This window comes from Modestobacter versicolor, from assembly GCF_041028285.1.
Lineage (GTDB): Bacteria > Actinomycetota > Actinomycetes > Mycobacteriales > Geodermatophilaceae > Modestobacter > Modestobacter versicolor_A.
Window position 1 is genome coordinate 909056 of record NZ_JABGDB010000002.1, and the last position, 19676, is coordinate 928731.

Annotated in this window: 17 protein-coding genes; 10 read left to right on the forward strand and 7 right to left on the reverse strand. The window is 76.9% G+C overall.

Annotation, left to right across the window (positions count from 1 at the left end; translation table 11 throughout):
* Positions 1–5 precede the first annotated feature (5 nt).
* The 3 genes from HL054_RS10730 to HL054_RS10740 are packed head-to-tail and all read left to right on the forward strand — an operon-like array spanning position 6 to position 3109.
* On the forward strand, positions 6–863 hold the full coding sequence (locus HL054_RS10730) for a glycosyltransferase family 2 protein (protein WP_369138970.1): 858 nt from the start codon (positions 6–8) through the stop codon (positions 861–863).
* A complete protein-coding gene (locus HL054_RS10735) occupies positions 860–1795 on the forward strand; it encodes a glycosyltransferase family 2 protein (RefSeq protein ID WP_369138971.1) in 936 nt (311 codons plus the stop codon). The genes HL054_RS10730 and HL054_RS10735 overlap by 4 nt, the downstream gene beginning before the upstream one ends.
* 24 nt (positions 1796–1819) lie before the next feature.
* Positions 1820–3109 (forward strand): hypothetical protein, encoded by a 1290-nt coding sequence (locus HL054_RS10740; RefSeq protein ID WP_369138972.1) that lies wholly within the window; start codon positions 1820–1822, stop codon positions 3107–3109.
* 43 nt (positions 3110–3152) lie between these two features.
* Here the strand turns inward: HL054_RS10740 and HL054_RS10745 are convergent, their stop codons facing one another.
* Positions 3153–3485, reverse strand: coding sequence for a TraR/DksA family transcriptional regulator (locus HL054_RS10745; protein WP_369138974.1), 333 nt, complete (start codon positions 3483–3485; stop codon positions 3153–3155).
* A 378-nt stretch (positions 3486–3863) separates the two neighbouring features.
* Between HL054_RS10745 and HL054_RS10750 the strand changes: the two genes are divergently transcribed.
* Positions 3864–4838 (forward strand): ATP-binding cassette domain-containing protein, encoded by a 975-nt coding sequence (locus tag HL054_RS10750; protein WP_369138975.1) that lies wholly within the window; start codon positions 3864–3866, stop codon positions 4836–4838.
* Positions 4835–5650, forward strand: a complete 816-nt coding sequence (locus tag HL054_RS10755) for an ABC transporter permease (protein WP_369138976.1) — start codon at positions 4835–4837, stop codon at positions 5648–5650. Before HL054_RS10750 ends, HL054_RS10755 begins: the two co-directional genes overlap by 4 nt.
* Here HL054_RS10755 and HL054_RS10760 read toward each other — a convergent pair.
* The 5 genes from HL054_RS10760 to HL054_RS10780 form a co-directional block, all read right to left on the reverse strand.
* Positions 5632–8880: a BTAD domain-containing putative transcriptional regulator gene (locus HL054_RS10760; protein WP_369138977.1), complete on the reverse strand. Its 3249-nt coding sequence runs from the start codon at positions 8878–8880 to the stop codon at positions 5632–5634. The genes HL054_RS10755 and HL054_RS10760 overlap by 19 nt on opposite strands.
* Before the next feature lie 23 nt (positions 8881–8903).
* On the reverse strand, positions 8904–9551 hold the full coding sequence (locus tag HL054_RS10765) for a class I SAM-dependent methyltransferase (RefSeq protein ID WP_369138978.1): 648 nt from the start codon (positions 9549–9551) through the stop codon (positions 8904–8906).
* Complete coding sequence (locus HL054_RS10770) at positions 9548–10849, reverse strand: YibE/F family protein (RefSeq protein WP_369138979.1); 1302 nt, start codon at positions 10847–10849, stop codon at positions 9548–9550. Before HL054_RS10770 ends, HL054_RS10765 begins: the two co-directional genes overlap by 4 nt.
* A gap of 141 nt (positions 10850–10990) precedes the next feature.
* Positions 10991–12265, reverse strand: coding sequence for a M20 metallopeptidase family protein (locus HL054_RS10775; RefSeq protein WP_369138981.1), 1275 nt, complete (start codon positions 12263–12265; stop codon positions 10991–10993).
* A 36-nt stretch (positions 12266–12301) separates the two neighbouring features.
* The gene (locus tag HL054_RS10780; RefSeq protein ID WP_369138982.1) at positions 12302–13438 is read right to left on the reverse strand and encodes an amidohydrolase; all 1137 of its coding nucleotides are present in this window, start codon (positions 13436–13438) and stop codon (positions 12302–12304) included.
* 45 nt (positions 13439–13483) lie between these two features.
* Between HL054_RS10780 and HL054_RS10785 the strand changes: the two genes are divergently transcribed.
* Positions 13484–14374: an oxidoreductase gene (locus HL054_RS10785; RefSeq protein ID WP_369138983.1), complete on the forward strand. Its 891-nt coding sequence runs from the start codon at positions 13484–13486 to the stop codon at positions 14372–14374.
* On the opposite strand, the gene HL054_RS10790 is transcribed toward HL054_RS10785, so the two are convergent.
* Positions 14337–15506, reverse strand: a complete 1170-nt coding sequence (locus HL054_RS10790; protein WP_369138984.1) for an MFS transporter — start codon at positions 15504–15506, stop codon at positions 14337–14339. The genes HL054_RS10785 and HL054_RS10790 overlap by 38 nt on opposite strands.
* 81 nt (positions 15507–15587) lie before the next feature.
* On the opposite strand from HL054_RS10790, the gene HL054_RS10795 reads away from it, so the two are divergent.
* From HL054_RS10795 to HL054_RS10810, 4 genes are all read left to right on the forward strand, one after another.
* A complete protein-coding gene (locus HL054_RS10795; protein WP_369138985.1) occupies positions 15588–16181 on the forward strand; it encodes a TetR/AcrR family transcriptional regulator in 594 nt (197 codons plus the stop codon).
* A gap of 62 nt (positions 16182–16243) precedes the next feature.
* On the forward strand, positions 16244–17221 hold the full coding sequence (locus HL054_RS10800) for a YihY/virulence factor BrkB family protein (RefSeq protein WP_369138986.1): 978 nt from the start codon (positions 16244–16246) through the stop codon (positions 17219–17221).
* Positions 17222–17250: 29 nt separating this feature from the next.
* Positions 17251–18120, forward strand: coding sequence for a proline dehydrogenase family protein (locus HL054_RS10805; protein ID WP_369138987.1), 870 nt, complete (start codon positions 17251–17253; stop codon positions 18118–18120).
* A gap of 27 nt (positions 18121–18147) precedes the next feature.
* Positions 18148–19554, forward strand: coding sequence for a glutamine synthetase (locus HL054_RS10810; RefSeq protein WP_369138988.1), 1407 nt, complete (start codon positions 18148–18150; stop codon positions 19552–19554).
* The last annotated feature ends 122 nt before the right edge of the window (positions 19555–19676 follow it).

A 19676-nucleotide genomic window follows, 5' to 3' on the forward strand; every position in this document is an offset into this window, starting at 1 on the left:
ACAGGGTGATCACTGACCTGCACCCGCCGCGCCCCGCGGTGACCTGCGTGGTCGCCAGCCGCAACCGCCGCGCCGACCTGCTGGCCAGCCTCCCCCGGCACGAGGCCCCCGTCGTCCTGGTCGACAACGGCTCCACCGACGGCACGGTCGAGGCGGTGCGCGCCGCGCACCCCGACGTCACCGTCGTCCCGCTGGACCGCAACGCCGGCGCCGTGGCGCGCACCCTGGGCACCGCCCGCGCCGGCACCCCCTTCGTGGCCTTCACCGACGACGACTCCTGGTGGGCGCCGGGCGACCTGGCCCGCGCCGCCGAGATCATGCGCGCCCACCCGCGGCTGGGGCTGCTGGCCGCCCGCATCCTGGTCGGCGAGGCCGACGAGCTGGACCCGGTCTGCACCGAGATGGCCGCCAGCCCGCTGGGCACCGCGCCGGACCTGCCCGGGCCCTCGCTGCTCGGCTTCGTCGCCTGCGCCGCCCTGGTGCGCACCGAGGCGTTCACCGAGGTCGGCGGCTTCGACCCGGTCGTCCGCTTCCCCGGCGAGGAGGAGCGGCTGGCGCTGGACCTGGCCGCCGCCGGCTGGGGCATCGCCTACGTCGACGACGTCACCATCCACCACCACCCGTCGACGTCGCGGGACCCCGGCACGGTCCGGCAGGCCGGCATCTGGCGCAGCCGGGTGCTCACCGCGCTGATGCGCTACCCGACGCGGGACCTGCTGACCCAGCTCGTGCGGGCAGCCCGCGCCGGGCGTCCGGGCTGGCGCGGGCTGGTCGGCGCCCTCCCCCGGGTGCCGGCCGCCGTGCGCCGCCGCCGGGTGCTGCCCGCCACGGTCATGGCCGGCGTCCGGGAGCTGACCAGGTGACGCGGACCGTCGCCGACACGGCGGCCACCGGCACCGGCCGCGACCCGCGGATCGCGGTCGTCGTCATCACCCACCAGCGCCGCGACGAGCTGCTGCTCGCGCTGAGCCGGCTGCGGCAGCTGCCCGAGCAGCCGCACGTCGTGGTGGTGGACAACGGCTCCACCGACGGCACCGCGGCGGCCGTCCGCGCGCAGCACCCCTGGGTCGAGCTGATCGCCAGCCCGACGAACCTGGGCGCGGTCGGCCGGAACCTCGGGGTCGCCCGGCTGGACACCCCCTACGTCGCCTTCTGCGACGACGACACGTGGTGGGAGCCCGGCTCGCTGCGCACCGCCGCCGACACGCTGGCCGCCCACCCGCGGCTGGCCGTGGTCACCGCCCGCATCCTGGTCGAGCCCGGCGGCGTCGAGGACCCGATCGTCGCCGAGCTGCGCGACTCCCCCGTCGTCGGCGCCGACTGGCTGCCCGGCCCGGCGCTGGGCAGCTTCCTGGCCGGGGCCAGCGTGCTCCGCCGGGACGCCTTCGACGAGGTCGGCGGCTTCAGTGAACGCCTCTGGCTGGGCGGCGAGGAGGAGCTGATGGCCGGCGACCTGGCCGCCGCCGGCTGGGAGCTGTGCTACCTGCCCGCGCTGACCGTGCACCACCAGGCCAGCAGCGCCCGCGACCCGCACAAGCGGCGGGCCGACGGCATCCGCAACACGCTCTGGACGACGTGGCTGCGCCGGCCGCTGCGCCCGGCGCTGCGCCGCACCGGGCACCTGCTGCGCACCGTGCCCCGCGACCGGGTCACCGCCCGCGGCCTGCTCGCCGCCGTCCGCGGACTGCCCTGGGTGCTCCGCGAGCGCCGGGTGCTGCCGCCGCACGCCGAGGCCCGGTTCGCCGCCCTCGAGGACGCCCAGCGGAACTCGAACGCCCGCCGCTACGTGAGCTGACCGGCCGCCGCGCCAGGAGGAACGATGACCCACTCCGTCCAGAGCATGCGGGTGCCCCCGGTCGGCTACGCCTGGAGCCGGTTCGGCCAGCCCGAGTACACCGACTGGCTCGACGAGAGCCTGTCGTGGAAGACCACCTGCTACATCGGCGACTGGTCGTTCCTCTGGCAGCACCGGTTCTCCGGGCCCGACGCGCTCCGGCTGTTCAGCGACTACTCGGTCAACAGCCTCGAGGTCTTCCGGCACGGCCAGTCCAAGCACCTGGTGCACACCAACGCCGACGGCAAGGTGGTGCACGAGGGCATCCTGACCCGCTTCGGGGACGACGACTACGTGCTGCACGGCCGCGGCGGCTTCTGGCTGGACCACCAGGCCGGGCGCGGAAGCTACGACGTGACCATCGCGCGCGAGGACTGGTTCGTCTACCAGGTCTCCGGGCCGACGTCGATCAAGGTGCTGCAGCGGTTGACCGGCAGCGAGGACCTGCTGACCACCCCCTACATGCACGTCACCCCGGTGACGATCGCCGGGCACGACATCTGGGCGCTGCGCCAGGGCATGGCCGGCGAGGCCGGGTTCGAGCTGCAGGGCCCCGCCGAGGTCGGGCCGGAGGTCTACGCGGCGGTGCTGGCGGCCGGCCAGGAGTTCGGCATCCGCCGGATGGGCGGCCGGGTCGCCCCGATCAACCACCTCGAGGCCTGCGTGCCGACCATCGCCACCGACTACATCCCCGCCGTGTTCGAGCCCGACCTGAGCGACTACCTGGACGTGTTCACCGCCTCGATGCCGGCCAACGCGCAGCCGGCCTACATCGCCGGGAGCTACCCGGGCCGGGAGATCAGCGAGTACTACCGCAGCCCGGTCGAGCTCGGGTGGGGCCGCAACGTGCGGTTCGACCACGACTTCCTGGGCCGCGCGGCGCTGGAGGAGGAGAAGGCGGACCCGCGGCGGGTGATCCGCTCGCTGGAGTGGGACGCCGACGACGTCAGCGACGTCTACGCCTCGCTGTTCGACCCGGCCCGGCGCCACCACACCTTCATGGACCTCCCCCGCGACCAGCGCGGGTTCATGTGGGCCGACCGGGTGGAGCGCGCCGGCCGGCTGGTCGGCGTGGCCACCTCCCGGGGCTTCAGCTACAGCTCCCGGCGGATGCTGTCGCTGGCCACGATGGACCTGGACAGCGCCGAGGTCGGCACCGAGGTCGAGGTGGTGTGGGGCAACCCGGGCGACCCCGAGAAGGTCATCCGGGCCACCGTCGCGCCGGCGCCGTACAAGCCCGACGCGAGCCGCGGGGACCTCACCGCCCTGCGCTGAGCCCGGGGCCGGCCCCTGCTCCGACCCCTGCCACGGGCCCGGCTCAGCGGGCGCAGTCGATGCAGGTGCGGGCCTGCGGCCGGGCGGCCAACCGCTCCGGGGCGATCTCCCGGCCGCAGTCCGCGCACCGGCCGTAGTCGCCCGCCGCCGTCCGGGCGAGCGCGTCGTCGACGTCGGTGAGCCGGCGGCGCGCCTGGTCCAGCAGCGCGGCCACCTGCTGCCGCTCGAAGGCGATCGTGGCGCCCTCCGGGTCGTGCTCGTCGTCGGCGTTGGACGACGCCGACGCGGCCACCACCTCGTCGAACTCCGCGGTGAGCGCCGCGATCTGGGCCAGGGTCTCCGCCCGGGTCCGGGCCAGGTGCTCTGCTGCCGTCACCGGCCCATCGTCCTCCGCGTGGGAAGACGCGCGGGACCACGCGCGGGAAGACGCTCGGGACCACGCGTGGGAAGACGCGCGAAACCGCGCGTGAGAAGACGCGCGGGACCACGCGTGGGAAGACGCGCGAAACCGCGCGTGAGAAGACGCGCGAAACCGCGCGTGGGAAGACGCGCGAAACCGCGCGTGGGAAGACGCGCGAAAGCGCGCGTGGGAAGACGCGCGAAAGCGCGCGGGGACGCCGCGGGGGTGTGCCGTGCCGGCGAGCCGCCGGCGGTGCCAGCCGGCGTCAGCGGACGTCAGTGCGCCGTCGGCGCCGTGTCAGCGCCGCCGCCGAACCTCTGCGGTGCAGCACACCCGCGTCACGGAGGAGAACCGATGGAGAACACGATCGAGGCCACCGGTCTCGAGCTCAGCTACGGCGACACCCGGGCACTGGCCGGGGTCGACCTGTCCGCCCCGGCCGGCACCGTGCTCGGCGTCCTGGGGCCCAACGGCGCCGGCAAGACGACGGCCGTGCGGGTGCTGGCCACCCTGCTGCGGGCGGACGGCGGCAGCGCCCGGATCTGCGGCCACGACGTCGCCGCCGAACCCGACCGGGTGCGGGAGCTCATCGGGCTCACCGGCCAGTACGCCTCGGTCGACGAGGACCTCACCGGCCGGCAGAACCTGGTGATGATCGGCCGGCTGCTCGGGCTGCCCCGGCCCGCGGCGCACGCCCGGGCCACCGAGCTGCTCGCCCGGTTCAGCCTCACCGACGCCGGCGGCCGCTCGGCCAAGACCTACTCCGGCGGAATGCGGCGCCGGCTGGACCTCGCCGCCAGCCTGGTCAACCGGCCCCGCGTGCTCTTCCTCGACGAGCCGACCACCGGGCTCGACCCGCGCAGCCGCACCGAGGTCTGGGACACCGTCCGCGGCCTGGTCGACGACGGCACCACCGTGCTGCTGACCACCCAGTACCTGGAGGAGGCCGACGAGCTCGCCGACGACATCGTCGTCTTCGACGAGGGCACCGTCGTCGCCCGCGGCACCAGCGACGAGCTCAAGCACCGCACCGGCGCGCAGACGCTCACCGTCCGCCCCCGCGACCGGGCCGACCTGCCGCAGGTGCTGGCCGTGCTCGAGCAGGTCAGCGGCGCCGTCCCGGCCACCGACACCCGCGGCACCTCCTCGGTCCCCGTCCCCGATGCCGCCCTGCTCGGCGCGGTGCTCGACCGGTTGACCACCCAGGGCATCGCGGTGTCCGAGCTCGCCGTCCGGCTGCCCAGCCTGGACGACGTCTTCTTCGCCCTCACCGGCCACGGCGCGCAGCCGGAGGCCCCCACCGAGACCCGTCAGGAGATCCCCGCATGACCACCCTCACCGAGCGCCCCGCTCCTCCCCGCCGGCCGGACGCGCCGCAGCGCCGCACGTCCGGGCTGCAGCAGTCGCTCACCCTCGCCTGGCGCAACGTGGTGAAGATCCGCCACCAGCCCGAGGCGCTGGCCGACGTCACGTTCCAGCCGATCGTCTTCGTCGTGCTGTTCGTGTTCGTGCTGGGCGGTGCCATCGCCGGCGACTGGCGCGACTACCTGACCTACCTCGTGCCCGGGATCATGGTGCAGGGGCTGGTCATCGCCGCCGGTGGCATCGGGGTGGCGCTGAACAACGACATCGCCAAGGGCGTGTTCGACCGGTTCCGCAGCCTGCCGATCGCCCGGTCGGCACCGCTGGTGGGCGCGGTCTTCGCCGACGTCGTCCGGTACCTGGTCTCCACCGGCATCCTGCTGGCCTTCACCGCCTGCCTGGGCTTCCGGCCGACCGAGGGCGTCGCGGCCGCGGCCCTGGCGGTGGTCGTCGCGATCGCCTTCGCCATGTGCGTGTCCTGGGTGTTCGTCTGGATCGGGCTGGTCGTCCGCTCGGCCGGGTCGGTGCAGGGCATCGGCTTCCTGGTGATGTTCCCGCTCACCTTCGGCAGCACCGCGTTCGTGCAGGCCGACACCCTGCCGGGGTGGCTGCAGGGCTTCACCGAGAACAACCCGGTGACGCACCTCGTCGACGTCGTCCGCGGGCTGCTGCTGGGCGGTCCGGTCGCGGAGCCGCTGGCGTGGACGGCGGGCTGGGCCGCCCTGCTGCTGGTGGTGTTCGTGCCGCTGGCGATGCGCGCCTACCGGCGCCGGGTCTGACCCCCGCCGGACGGCATCGGGGTCGCCGCCCAGCCCCGGCCGGCGTCGACCCCCAGCCCGGCGAGCACCTCCTCGCGGGGGACGGCCGCGCCGGCGTCGCGGACCCGCTCGAACCCCGCGTCGCCCAGCTCGGCCCGCAGCCGTCGCTCGGTGGCGGCGGCCCCCAGGTCGCCGCGGTCGCGCCGGCCCCGGACGGCGGCCGACCGGCCCAGCAGGTCGGCCGCCCGCTGCGGGTCGCCCTCGGCGAGGGCGACGGCGGCCATCGCCTGGAGGACTGCGGCCGTGACGGGCATGTCCCCGGCGGCCTCCGCGGCCTGCTGCAGCGCCGACCGCAGCAGCAGGCGGGCCTGGTCGAGCAGGTCCGCGGCCCGGTCCGGCGCGGCCTCGGCCCGGGCGGCCAGCACGACCGCCGTCCCGGCCTCGACCATCGCGCCGATCTGCGGCGGCCCGCCGCTGGCGGCCCGGACGTGGTCCATCGCCCGGCCGTGCCAGCGCTCGGCGTCGTCCAGCCGGCCGGCGAGCAGGGCGAACCCGCCGGCCGCGGCCTCGGCCATCGCCACGTGCAGCCCGCCGCCGTCGGCGCCCAGCTCGGCGAGCACCGCGGCCGCGTCCGCCTCCGCGCGCGGGAGGTCGCCGGCCAGCGCGTGGGCCATCGCCAGCCGGATCCGCAGCATCGGGGTGTCGTCGGTGGTGCCCAGCTGCTCGGAGAGCTCGATCGCCTCGGTCAGCCAGGCGATCGCCGCCGCCCCGTCGCCGTCGGCGGAGCTGAGCTGGCTCAGCGCGGCGGCGGTGAAGGACCGGCCCCAGCGGTCGCCGAGCTGCTCGAACTCCGCGTGCGCCTGCCGCAGGTCCGCCTCCAGCCCGTCGAGCTCACCGATGTTCTCGGCGACCTGCGCGCGGATGCCGTGCGCCGCGGCCACCACCCAGGGGTCGGGGTGGTCCTCGAGCAGCGCCAGCCCGGCCACCGACCGGAACCCGCCGGCGAAGACCATGGCGATGGCCCAGGCCAACGCCCCGAGCGGCTCGTCGGACCGGTAGGTGTCCTCGGGCGGGAGGTCGCCGACCTCCCGCAGCACCGGGAGCATCGCCTGCCAGTCCTCGCCCTCGGCCCGGCCCATGGCGCCGAAGGCCACGCACATCGCCCGCATCGCCGGTGCGCCGCCGGGCACGGCGACCGCCTCCCGCAGCCAGCGGCCGGCGGCCAGCTGCCGTCCGGTCAGCAACCAGTACCAGCTCATCCGGGCGCCGAGGTGGACGGCCACGTCGCCGTCCCCGGCGGCGACGGCGCGCTGCAGGACGGCGAGCAGGCCGTCCTGCTCGGCGTCCAGCCGCCGCAGCGCTGCCAGCTGGTCGGCGCGGCGCAGCTGGGGGTCCAGCTCGTCGACCAGCCGCAGGCACCAGGCGGCCTGGGCGGCCTCGACGGCGGCCCGCTCCCCCGCCGCGTCGAGCTGCTCGGCGGCGTAGGCGCGGATGGTCTCCAGCATCCGGTAGCGGACGCCCCCGCTGCCGTCGTCGACCGCGAGCAGCATCGACTTCTCCACCAGCCCGGTGATGGCGTCCAGCACGTCGCCGACGGCCTCCAGCGGGTCGGCGCAGACCTGCTCCGCGGCGTCCAGCGCGGCTCCGCCGGTGAACACCGACAGCCGCCGGGCCACCGCCTGCTCGCGGGCGTCCAGGGCGTCCCAGCTCCACTCGACCACCGCGCGCAGCGTCTGGTGCCGCGGCAGCGCCACCCGGCTGCCGCCGGTGAGCAGCGAGAACCGGTCGTCGAGCCGCGCGGCGATCTGCGCGACGCCCAGGGTGCGCAGCCGCGCCGCAGCCAGCTCCAGGGCCAGCGGCATGCCGTCCAGCCGGCGGCACACCTCCAGGACGGCGGGGAGGGTGGCGGGGGTGACCGCGAAGTCCGGGCGCACCGCGACCGCCCGGTCGGCGAACAGCCGGACGACCGGCGCAGCGGCTGCGTCGGCGTCCGCCGCGTCGGGGACCGCCAGCGGGCCCACCGGCAGCACCACCTCGCCGGGCACCCCGAGCGGCTCCCGGCTGGTGGTGAGCACCTGCAGCCCGGGGCAGGACGCCAGCAGGTCGTCGGCGAACCGGGCGACGGCGCCGACCAGGTGCTCGCAGTTGTCCAGCACCAGCAGCGCCCGCCGGTCGGCGAAGGTCTCCTGCAGCCGCGCGCCGGCCTCGACCAGGGTGGGCACCCGTTCCAGCGAGGTGCCCTCCCGCTGGCCGACCGCCGACAGCACCGCGGCGGGCAGCAGCCGGGCGTCGGCGACCGGGGCCAGCTCCACCCACCAGACGCCGTCGGGCACGTCGGCCCGCCGCCGGTGCGCGGCCTCCAGCGCCAGCCGGGTCTTGCCCGCCCCGCCCGGGCCCAGGAGCGTGACCAGCCGCCCGCTGTCGAGCAGCGCGGCCACCGCGTCCAGCTCGTCGTCCCGGCCGCGGAAGCTGGTCAGCGGGCTGCGGAGCGCACCGCCGGCCCGGGGCGCCCCCGGCGAGGCCGCCTCGCCGCGGAGGACGGCCAGGTGCTCGGCCTGCAGCGCCGGGGAGGGGTCCAGGCCCAGCTCGTCGGCCAGCCGGTCGCGGCAGCGCTCGTAGGCAGCCAGCGCCTCCGCGGTGCGGCCGAGCCGGGCCAGCGCCCGCACCAGCAGGAGGCACAGCGGCTCCCGCAGCGGGTGGGCGGCGACCAGGTCCTCGAGCTCGGGGAGGGCCGCGGTGGCGGAGCCCTCCGCCAGCTCCCCGGCCAGCCGCTGCTCGGCGGCGGCGAGCCGCAGGTCGGCCCAGCGGGCGGCGAGCGGGGCGGCGAAGGCCAGGTCGCGCAGGTCGGCCAGCGCCGGCCCGCGCCACAGCGCCTCGGCCTCGCGCAGCAGCGCCAGCGACCGCCCGGGCTCCTGCTCGTCGCGGGCCCGGGCGACCAGCGCCTCGAACCGGCCGGCGTCGACCGCGTCGGCGGGCAGGTCGAGCAGGTACCCGTGGGCCCGGGCGCGCAGCGGCACCGTCGGCAGCGCGCGCCGCAGCCGGGAGACCAGCGCCTGGACGGCGTTGCCCGGGGCGGCCGGCGGGTCGGCGTCCCAGACCGCGTCGATCAGCGTGCCCAGCCCGACGACCCGGCCGGGCTCGGCGGCCAGCCGGGCCAGCAGCGCCCGGGACCGCGGTCCGCCGACGTCGACCGGCTGGCCGTCGTCGCCCACCGCGGCGACCGGGCCGAGGAGGGAGATCACGACGGGCACGGCGACATCGTCCCCCACCGGGCTCAACCGGTGGTGCGGCGCAACAACCTCAGCGACCCGGTGCCGGGCAGCTCGGTGAACTCCCCGGAGGCGAGCACCCGGGTGTAGACGCCGAAGGGCGCCTGGCCGCCGTCCGCGGGGTCGGGGAAGACGTCGTGGACGGCCAGCGTGCCGCCGACGGCGAGCTTGGCGACCCAGGCGTCCTGGTCCCGGCGGGCGGACTCCTCGGTGTGGCTGCCGTCCAGGAACAGCAGCGCCAGCGGGGTCGACCACAGCGGGGCCAGCAGCTCCGAGCGGGTGACCACGGCGACGACGACGTCCTCGGCACCGGCGGCGGCGATGGTCCGCCGGAACGCCGGCAGGGTGTCGAGCCGGCCGACCAGCGGGTCGACGAGCGCCGGGTCGTGGTACTCCCAGCCGGGCTGGTGCTCCTCGGAGCCGCGATGGTGGTCGACGGTGACGACCCGGCGGCCGGTCTCCCGGGCCGCGGCGGCCAGGTACAGCGCGGACTTGCCCATCCAGCTGCCGATCTCCAGCAGCGGCCCGGGGACGGCGACGGTGCGCGCGGCCTCGTACAGCGCGAGCCCCTCGTCGGCGGGCATGAACCCGGGCGCAGCGGCCGCGGCGGCCAGCAGGTCCGTGCCCTCCCGGCCCTGCCCCAGGCCGGTCACCGCGGGTCCCGGGGCCGCGGCGGGTCGACCCGCGGGCCGGCGTCCTGGCCCTCGCGGACCGCCCGCAGCCGCTCCCGGCGGCGTTCGGCGGCCACCTCCTCCTCGGTGGGGACCGGCGCCGGCGCGGCCGCCGGTGCGCCCGCCGTCGAGGCCGTGGCGACGAGCGCGCCGATCAGCGTGGTGACCGGCACCGCCAGCACCAGCGCGATGCCGCCGACCAGGGTGCGGACGACCTCCTCGCCGATCACGCCGCCGGTGAGCACCGTCCAGAACGGGCGGTCGTAGAGGTCGAAGAGCAGCAGCAGCGGGAGCGCGGCCCCGGCGTAGGCGAAGACGATCGTGTAGATGGTCGAGGCGATGTGGTCCCGGCCGATCGACATGCCGCGGCCGAACAGCTCGCGCCAGCCGGCCGTCGGCGCGGCCTCGTGCAGCTGCCAGACGGCCGAGGACTGGGTGATCGTGACGTCGTTGAGGATGCCCAGCCCGGCGACGACGGTGGCCGCGAGCACCAGACCGGAGAAGTCCAGCGTGGGGTCGAAGGTCAGCAGCTGGATGGTGTCCTCGCTGGCGAACCCGGTGAGCGTGGCGGCGGCCACCGCGACCGACCCGAGCACCGCGCTCAGCGCCAGCCCGAACAGCGTGCCGAGCAGCGCCGTCGTCGTCCGGGCGGAGAAGCCGTGCGCCAGGTACAGGACGACGAACATGATCGCCGAGGACCCGACCAGGCTGACCCAGATCGGCGAGGACCCGTCCAGCAGCGCCGGCAGCATGAACTGCAGCAGGACGACGAAGGCGAAACCGAGCCCGACCAGGGCCAGCAGCCCGCGGAGCCGGGCGACCGCACCGACCACCAGGGTGAATACCAGCGCCAGCACGAGGATCGGGGTGCCGCGCGGGAAGTCCTGGAACGAGTAGGTGACCTGGCCGGTGTCGACGCCGGGGTCCCGGTTGAGCACCAACTCGTCGCCGACCTGCACGTCCTCGGCGACCACCTCCGGGGGCACCTCCACCTGCACGTAGTCCCCGGCGCTCTCCCCGTCGGCGATCACCATGACGGCGGTGCCGCACACCTGCGCCGGGGCGCTGTCGGTGGCCGTGGCGCACTCGAAGGTCTCCAGCGAGGCGATCGTCGCCTCGGGGTAGGTGGTGCCCGGCGGCAGGAAGGACTCCGCGGCCTGCTGGGCCGCGGTCTTCTCCCCGGCCGGCCACAGCAGCCCGAGCCCCACCAGGGTGGCCAGCCCGATCGGCACCAGGACGACCAGCATCAGCCGGACGGCGCGCCGTCGGCGGGCGGTCACCGCCGGGTCCGGCGGCGGGGCCGCCCCGGTCAGGGGTCCGTGGTCATGGGAGTGGGCCGGCACCCGGTCAGGCTAGGACCCCGCGGTGCCCGGCCACGCGCGGACGGGCCGTCGGACGGCCGGCCGCCGTGGGTCGCGGGGTCACGTCGGGCGGGGCCCCTCTCCCGGTGCGGGCGCCTCGGCCGGACCGAGCAGCTCCGCGCCCGCCAGGTAGCCGGCCAGCAGCGCGGCGGCCACCTCGCCGACGACCTCGTCCCCGGGCAGGAAGCGCGGCGAGTGCAGCCCGGGGCGCCGGCCGTCGGCGTCCGCCGGCCCGCCGTCGACACCGAGGAAGAGCATCAGCCCGCGGTGGGCGGTGCAGAAGTGCGAGAAGTCGTCGGCGCCGAAGGAGCGCCAGCCGTCGTCCACGGCCACGCCGTCGCGGCCCAGCCAGGCCGCGGCCGCGCGGGCGAGGCCCGGGTCGTTGGCCAGCACCGGCATGTTGTTGACGCTCTCGACCACCGCGGTGCAGCCGTACGCCGCGGCGGTGTGCTCGGCGACGTCGGTGAGCGCCCGGAGCAGCAGCTCCCGGTCCTCCTCGCGCATCACCCGCAGGCCGCCGCGGGCGCGGGCGGTGTCCGGCACCACGTTGAACGCGGAACCGGCCTCGAGCTGGCCGATGCCGAGCACGGCGCCGACGGTGGGGTCGACCCGGCGGCTCACCAGGTGCTGCAGGTCGACCACGATCGCGCACAGCGCGAGCACGGGGTCCAGCGTGGTGTGCGGGTAGCTGCCGTGCCCGCCGCGGCCGGTGACGGTCAGGGTGAACTCGTCGGTCGAGGCGTTGACCGGACCGGGGGTGGCGTTGACGACCCCGGCCGGCAGCTGCGGCTGGACGTGCGCGGCGACGACCGAGTCGACCCGCTCCTCGGTCAGGACGCCGGAGGCCACCACGTCGGCCGCACCGGACGGCGCGCCCTCCTCCCGCGGCTGCAGCAGCAGGAGCAGCGGCGCCGGGCCCCCGACCCGGGCCACCGCGCGGCCGACGGCGACCAGCCCGGCCAGGTGGGCGTCGTGACCGCAGGCGTGCATGACGCCGGCGGCCGAGCTCCACGGCACGCCGGTCGCCTCGTCGACGGCCAGACCGTCGAGCTCGGCGCGCAGCGCGACCGCGCGGCCGGGCCCGTCGACCACCCGGACCAGCCGCCCGGTGCCGGCCACCCGGCGCCCCTCCCCCAGGCCGAGGGCGGCGACCACGGCGTCGGCGGTGTCCTGCTCGTCGCCGGAGGCGCGCGGGTCGGCGTGCAGCCGGTGGCGCAGCTCGACCGCGGCCGGCAGCTCCTCGGCGACCGCGGCGGAGAGCCGGGCGGACCAGGCCGCGAGCGCGGGGTCGGGCTCGCCGGCCGGGACGCCGGTGGACACGTCGGCTGTGCTCATCGGGTGATCCTCGCCGACCCGCGTTGCGGGCGGGTGTCAGCCGTCCAGCCGGTAGACGCGGGTGGCGTTGCCCGCGCCGATCATCGCCGCGACCCGGACGGCGTCCGTGGACGTCCACGCGCCCTCCGCCACGCCCTCGGCCAGGTAGCCGCCCAGGCCGCGGCGGAACAGCACGGTGCCGAGCAGGTACAGCTCGGCCAGCCCGAACGCGTCGGAGGAGAACAGCACCTTCCCGAACGGCGCCAGCTCGAGCAGCTCGCGCAGCAGCGCCCCGGAGCGGTGCCCGACGGCGTGGGTGGCCAGCCCGACGTCGACGAACACGTGGCCGAACACCTGGGCCAGGTACCCGGCGTGCCGGTGGAACGGGTAGTTGTGCAGCAGCAGCACCGGCACCCCGGCCGGCTCGGTGGCCCGCAGCAGGTCGGTGAGCAGCAGCGGGTCACCGCGGTGCAGGTAGACGTCGGCGTCGCCGTAGCCGACGTGGAACTGCACCGGCAGCTGCAGGTCGATCCCGCTCCACACCAGGAACCGGTGCAGCACCGGGTCGGCGACCCGCGGCGCCCCGCCCCGCCGCAGCAGCCGGTCGGCCGCCGCCGTCACCGCGGCGTCGGACGGCCGGGCACCGTCCAGCGCCAGCCCGACCCGGTAGGCGGCCACCGACTTCACGGCGGCGGCGTGCGCAGCGCGGACGGCCAGCCGGGTGCGGAACGCCTCGGCGAACCCCGCGGCGCCCGGGTCCCCGGCGAGCACCTCCTCGGCGAGCGACTCCAGCCGCACCACCTCGCGGGCCCGCCCACCGGTGAGCGCGGCCAGCTCCGCCGGGCTGGTGAGCGGCTCGGGCAGGTACCCGGTGTCCACCAGGAAGGTCTGCGTGCCGGTGGCCGCCACCAGCCGGCGGGCCACCTCCTCGGCTCCCAGCTCGGCGCGGCGGGCCAGGTACTCCTCAGCGGGGGCGTGCGCCGCGAGGCCGAGGACCGGCGCGCACCAGCGGCGGAGGGCGAACCCGACCTGCGAGTCGAACAGCGAGCCGCCCAGCGCGCCGGGGCCGGTCGCCTCGGTCAGCATCGCCTCGAACCCGGCGCGCCCGAGGTCCCGCCGCACCAGCCCGTGGCAGTGGTGGTCGACGAGCGGCAGGTCGGCGAGGTCGGCGTCCAGGGCGTGCGAGGCGTCCACCCGGAGCAGTCTGGCCCGTCCCGGCACCGACCTACAGTCGGCCGCGTGGCGACTCCCTGGACGACGGCCGACATCCCCTCCCAGGCCGGCCGGACCGCGGTGGTGACCGGCGGCAACAGCGGGCTCGGGCTGGCGACCGCGCGGGCGCTGGCCGCCGCCGGTGCCCGGGTGGTGCTGGCGGTGCGGGACGAGGCGCGCGGCGCCGCGGCGGCCGCCGGGCTGACCGGGCAGGTGGAGGTCCGCCGGCTCGACCTGGCCGACCTGTCCTCCGTGCGCGCCTTCGCCGGCGCCTGGACCGGCGACCTCGACGTGCTGGTCGCCAACGCCGGGATCATGGCCGTGCCGCAGGCCCGCACCGCCGACGGCTTCGAGCTGCAGTTCGGCACCAACCACCTCGGGCACTTCGCGCTGGCCAACCTGCTGCTGCCGCACGTCACCGACCGGGTCGTCACGGTGTCGTCGATGCTGCACCGGTCCGGGCGGATCGACCTCGAGGACCTCAACTGGGAGCGGCGGCGCTACTCCGCCACCGCCGCGTACGGGCAGTCGAAGCTGGCCAACCTGCTGTTCACCCTCGAGCTGCAGCGCCGGCTGACGGCGGCCGGCTCGGCGGTGCGCGCCACCGCGGCGCACCCGGGCTGGGCGGCGACCGACCTGCAGAGCGGGTCGGGCAGCCGGCTCAAGGACGCCGCGATGGCGGTCGGCAACCGGCTGGTGGCCGTCAGCGCCGAGCACGGCGCGCTGCCCACCCTCTACGCGGCGGTCGCCGACGTCCCGGGCGGCAGCTTCGCCGGGCCGGACGGCCGGCTGATGCGGGGCGCCCCCACGCTGGTCGACCGGAGCGCGGCGGCGTCCGACGACGCGCTGGCCCGTCGGCTGTGGACGGCGTCGGCCGGGCTCACCGGCGTCGACCTCCCCGCGTCGCTGCCGCACTGACGTCCGGCCCGCGGGCCCCCGGCCGGTCGGTGCGCGCCCGGGGTTCGGCGGCCAGGACGGCGACCAGGACCAGGCCGGCGGCGACGACGAAGGCCGTCGGGGTGCCGGTGCGGTCGGCGACGGCCCCGAGCAGCAGTGCGCCGGCCGCCTGACCCACGGTCAGCGCGACGAAGAGGACGGCGGCGGCCTGCGGCGCCGCGGCCGGCGCCCGGTGCGCTCCCCAGGCGAGGAGCACGCCGCTGAGGGCGACGAAGGCGGCGCCGAAGCCGGCCAGCGCCGCGCCGGCCACGAGCGGGGTGCCCGGCACGGCGGCGAGGAACAGGACGGCGGCCGCGGCGAGGACGGCGGCCCCGGTCCACGCCCGGCGCAGGCCGACCCGCCGGACGAGGTCGCCGCTGAGCCCGCCGGCCAGGCCGGCGGCCCCGAGCACGCACCAGAGCAGCCCGGTGACCCCGTCACCCAGGTCCCCGTCGACGGTGAGCAGCTCACGGCCGAACGTCCACGGGCCGGCGCACCCGGCGCCGGCCAGGACCGCGGCGGTGAGCGGCCGGGCCAGCCGGCCCAGCGGTGCCCGGCCCGGAGCGTCAGCGTCGTCGGCTGTCCGGGGGTCGGCCGCCGGCCAGCGGGTGCGGCGGTCGGCCGCCCACGTCGTCCCGAGGGCGAGCACGGCGACGCCCAGCCAGGCCGCCCGCCACTGGTCCGGTGCCGCCAGCACGAGCAGGCCGCCGACGACCACACCGGCGCCGGTGCCGCTGTTCACCACCGCCTGGGCGCGTGGCTCGGTGTCCGGGCGCACGGTCGCGGTCACCGCGGCGACCAGCGCGGGCGTCGCCGCGCCCGCCCCGCTGCCGGCGACCAGCACCCCGGCGGCCAGCACGGCCTGCGACGGGGCCGCCGCCACGACCACCGACCCGGCGGCGGCGGTGCCGCCGGCCAGCCACAGCGCCGGCCGTGCGCGGGAGTGCCCGACCCAGCGCTGGGCCAGCAGGGCCGTGAGGCAGTACGCCAGGTAGCTCCCCGCGGCGATGCTCCCCGCGGTCCCGGCGGACATGCCGAACTCGGCGCGGAACTGCGGCAGGTAGAGGCCGAACCCGTAGCGCGCCAGCCCGTAGGTGACGGCGACGACCGCCATCCCCGCCGGCACCAGCCCGCCCGGAGAGGCCGCCAGTGCTCGTAACGATCGTTTCACCATAACGACCGTTACAGTAGGCCCATGCCGCCTCCCACCGCGAGCCGACCGGCGCGCGACCGTCTGCTCACCGCCGCCGGTGCGCTGTTCTACGAGTCCGGGATCGCGGCCACCGGGGTGGACGCGGTGCTCGCTCGCGCCGGCGTCTCCCCCGCCACCATGTACGCCCACTTCGCCGGCAAGGACGGGCTGGTCGCCGCCTACCTGGAGGACCGGCACACCACCTGGCGGCAGACGTGGGACGCGGTGCTCGCGGAGCGCACCGACGCCGTCGACCGGCTGCTGTCGGTCTTCGACGCGGTCGACCGGTTCCGCGGCGAGCAGGGCAACCGGCGGGGCTGCGCCTTCCTCGCCGCGGCGACCGAGCTGCCGCCGGGCCACCCGGGCCGCCGCTGGCTGGACGCCGACTCGGAGCTGCTGACCGCGCGGCTGCGCGAGCTGGCCGCCGACACCGGGCTGCCCGACCCGGACGACGCGGCCGCCACCCTGCTGCTGCTCTACGACGGGGCGCTGAGCCGCCTCGCCCGGGCCGCGACGACCCCCGCGCTGCCCGGGGACGACCCGGTCACCCGGGCCCGCCGGCTGGCCGCCGCCTGGGTGGCCGCCCACCGCGGCTGAGCCGACCGCCGTCCGGTCGACCTCCCGTGGTGGCGGGCCGGACGGCGTGGTGCAGTGGGCGCGTGTCCGTCGCAGACAAACTGGACCGCCTGCAGCGCCGGCACCGGGCCGCCGGCTTCCCCATCGCCGTCGTCTACAAGTACGTCGACGACTCCGGCCCGTACCTCGCCGCGCTGATCACCTACTACGCCTTCGTCTCGCTCTTCCCGCTGCTGCTGCTGTTCTCCACGGTGCTCAGCAGCGTGCTGGCCGGCGACCCGGAGCTGCAGGCGCGGCTGCTGGACTCCGCGCTCAGCCAGTTCCCGGTGGTCGGCGACCAGCTCGGCACCCCCGAGGAGCTCAGCGGCGGCGTGTTCGGCGTCGTCGTCGGCATCCTGGGCGCGCTGTACGGCGGGCTCGGCGTGGCGCAGGCCGTCCAGTACGCGATGAACACCGCCTGGTCGGTGCCGCGCAACAGCCGGCCCAACCCCTTCCTGGCCCGCGGCCGCAGCCTGCTGCTGCTGGGCACCGCCGGGCTGGCGGTGCTGGGCACCACCGCGCTGTCGACCCTCGGATCGGGCAACGCCGGGTCGCTGGGGACGGCGCTGCGCACGCTGGCGCTCATCGGCTCGGTCACGGTCAACGCCGTCGTGTTCGTCTTCGCCTTCCGGCTGGCCACCGCCCGGCACCTGACCGTCCGGCAGGTCGCCCCCGGGGCGCTGCTGGCCGCGGTGCTGTGGCAGCTGCTGCAGACCTTCGGGGTCGCCTACGTCAGCCGCGTGGTGAGCAGCGCCAGCGCCACCAACGGCGTGTTCGCCCTGGTGCTGGGGCTGCTGGCGTTCCTCTACCTGGCCGCCGTCGTCGGCGTGCTGTGCGTGGAGATCAACGTGGTGCACGTCGACCGGCTCTGGCCGCGGGCCCTGCTCACGCCCTTCACCGACGACGTCGACCTGACCGCCGGCGACCGGCGCAGCTACACCGGGCTGGCCAAGGCGCAGCGCCAGAAGGGCTTCGAGACCGTGCACGTCACCTTCGACCCACCGGACCGCGGCGGCTCGTGAGCCGGCCCGGACCTGGCAGGCTGCGCCGGGTGAGAGCCGACCGCGCGCTGCTGTTCCGCCTCGCCACCAGCCGGCGGTGGGAGCAGCTGGTGACGTCCGCCCCGGGCGGTGCGGACCAGGCCTGGCGGGCCGCCTCACGCTACGTCGCCGGGCGCAGCTGGCCCGAGGCCCGGCCGGCCGCGGCGGCGCTGCTCGCCGCCGGGCACGGGGTGAGCGTCGACCTGTTCGGCGAGCTGGTCACCGACCCGGCCGAGGCCGACCGGGTCCGCGACGGCTACCTGGCGCTGGCCGGCGAGCTCCCGGCCGGGGACGCCTGGCTCTCGGTCGACCTCAGCCACCTCGCCGTGGACACCGACCCGGCCGGTGCCGCCGACCGGCTGGCCGCGGTGGCCGCCGCGCTGCCCCCGGGACGCCGGCTGCAGGTCGGCGCCGAGGACGCCGGCCGCACCGACGCCGTCCTGGGCTGCCTGCTCGACGTCGCCGGCCGCGGCCTGGCCCACCGGCTCGGCGGCACGCTGCAGGCGAACCTGCGGCGCTCGGCCGACGACCTCGACGTCCTGGTCGCCGCCGGGGTGCACGTCCGGCTGGTCAAGGGCGCCTACCTCGAGGCCGCCGGCGCGCACCCGCACGGTGAACCGACCGACCTGGCTTTCCTGCGGCTCGGCGCCCGGCTCGCCGAGGCCGGCGCCCCGTGGTCGATGGCGACGCACGACGGCCGGCTGCGCGAGGCGCTGCTGCTGGCCGCCGGGCCGGTGCCGGTGGAGCAGCTGTTCGGCGTGCGCCCGGAGCTGCTCGGCGAGCTGCACGACCGGGGCGTGCCGACCCGGGTGTACCTGCCCTGGGGACCTGCCTGGTTCCGCTACTGGATGCGCCGCGTGGCCGAGTCCCGCGGCGCCTGAGCACCGACGACGGACGACGGAGGACGCGTGGAGCGGCACGAGCGGGACGCAAGACGGGCGGCTGCGGAGGCGGCGCTCGGGGAGCTGGCCGACGCCGGGGTGGTCGGCGTCGCCCTGCCCTGGGTCGACACCAGCGGCATCACCCGGGTGAAGTCGGTGCCGCTGGCCCGGCTGCCCGCTGCCGCCCAGTGGGGCGTGGGCATGAGCCCGGTCTTCGACGGCTTCCTGGTCGACGACTCGATCGTGGCCGGCCGGTACGCCGGCAGCGTGGTCGGCGACCTGCGGCTGCACCCCGACCTCTCCCGGCTCACCGTGCTCGCCGCGCAGCCGGGCTGGGCGTGGGCGCCGGCCGAGCGGTACACCCAGGACGGCGAGCCGCACGTGCAGTGCTCGCGGTCGCTGCTGCGCCGGCTGGTCGAGGGGTACGCCGCCGACGGCCTCACCCTGCGGGCCGCGGTCGAGGTGGAGTGGGCGGTCGGGCTGGCGGACCTGCCGGACGGCGCCGAGCCGGGCGCCTTCGTGCCCGCGCTGAGCGGCCCGGCCTACGGCATGACCCGGCTCGTCGAGGTCTCCGACTACGCCGCCGACCTGCTGCGCGCGCTGGCCGCGCAGGGGGTCGACGTCGACCAGTTCCACCCCGAGTACGCCGCCGGGCAGCTGGAGGTCTCCGTCGCCGCCCAGGACCCGGTCGCCGCCGCCGACACCGCCCTGCTCGTCCGGGACACCATCCGGGCGGTGACGACGGGGCACGGCCTGCGCGCCTCCTTCTCCCCCAAGGTCACCGCCGACGGCGTCGGCAACGGCGCGCACGTCCACCTGTCGCTGTGGCGCGGCTCGGGGGACGGGGCGGAGAACCTGATGAGCGGCGGGCCGGGCACCTTCGGGCTCACCGCGGACGGCGAGGCGTTCACCGCCGGCCTGCTCGACCACCTGCCGGGCCTGCTGGCCGTCGGCGCCCCGAGCGTCGCGTCCTACCTGCGCCTGGTGCCCTCGCACTGGGCGGGCGCGTTCGCCGTCTGGGGCCTGGAGAACCGCGAGGCCGCCGTCCGCTTCGTCACCGGGCCGGCCGGCAACCGGCAGGCCGCGGCCAACGTCGAGGTCAAGTGCGTGGACGGCGCCGCGAACCCGTACCTGCTCATGAGCGGCCTGCTGGCCGCGGGCCGCGCAGGGCTGCGCGCCGGCGCCACGCTGCCCGACCCGGTCGGCATCGACCCCGGCACGCTGACCGACGCGGGGCGCCGGGAGGCGGGCATCACCGCACTGCCGGCGACGCTGGAGGACGCCGTCCGGGCGTTCGAGCGGGACGACGAGCTCACCGAGGCCTTCGGCACCGAGCTGGCCACGACCATCGCCGAGGTGCGCCGCGGCGAGATCGCGCTGCTGGAGGGTGCGTCGCCGGAGCAGGTGACCGCCGCCGTCCGCTGGGTCCACTGACACTCAGGCGGCGGGTACAGATTTCTTGTGGCGATGAGGTTTTCTTCCACGCTCGGTCGAGGTAATCTGCAGTCGTCGCTGGAGGTTCACCGGCGACGACAACTGGACACGGAACCACCGCA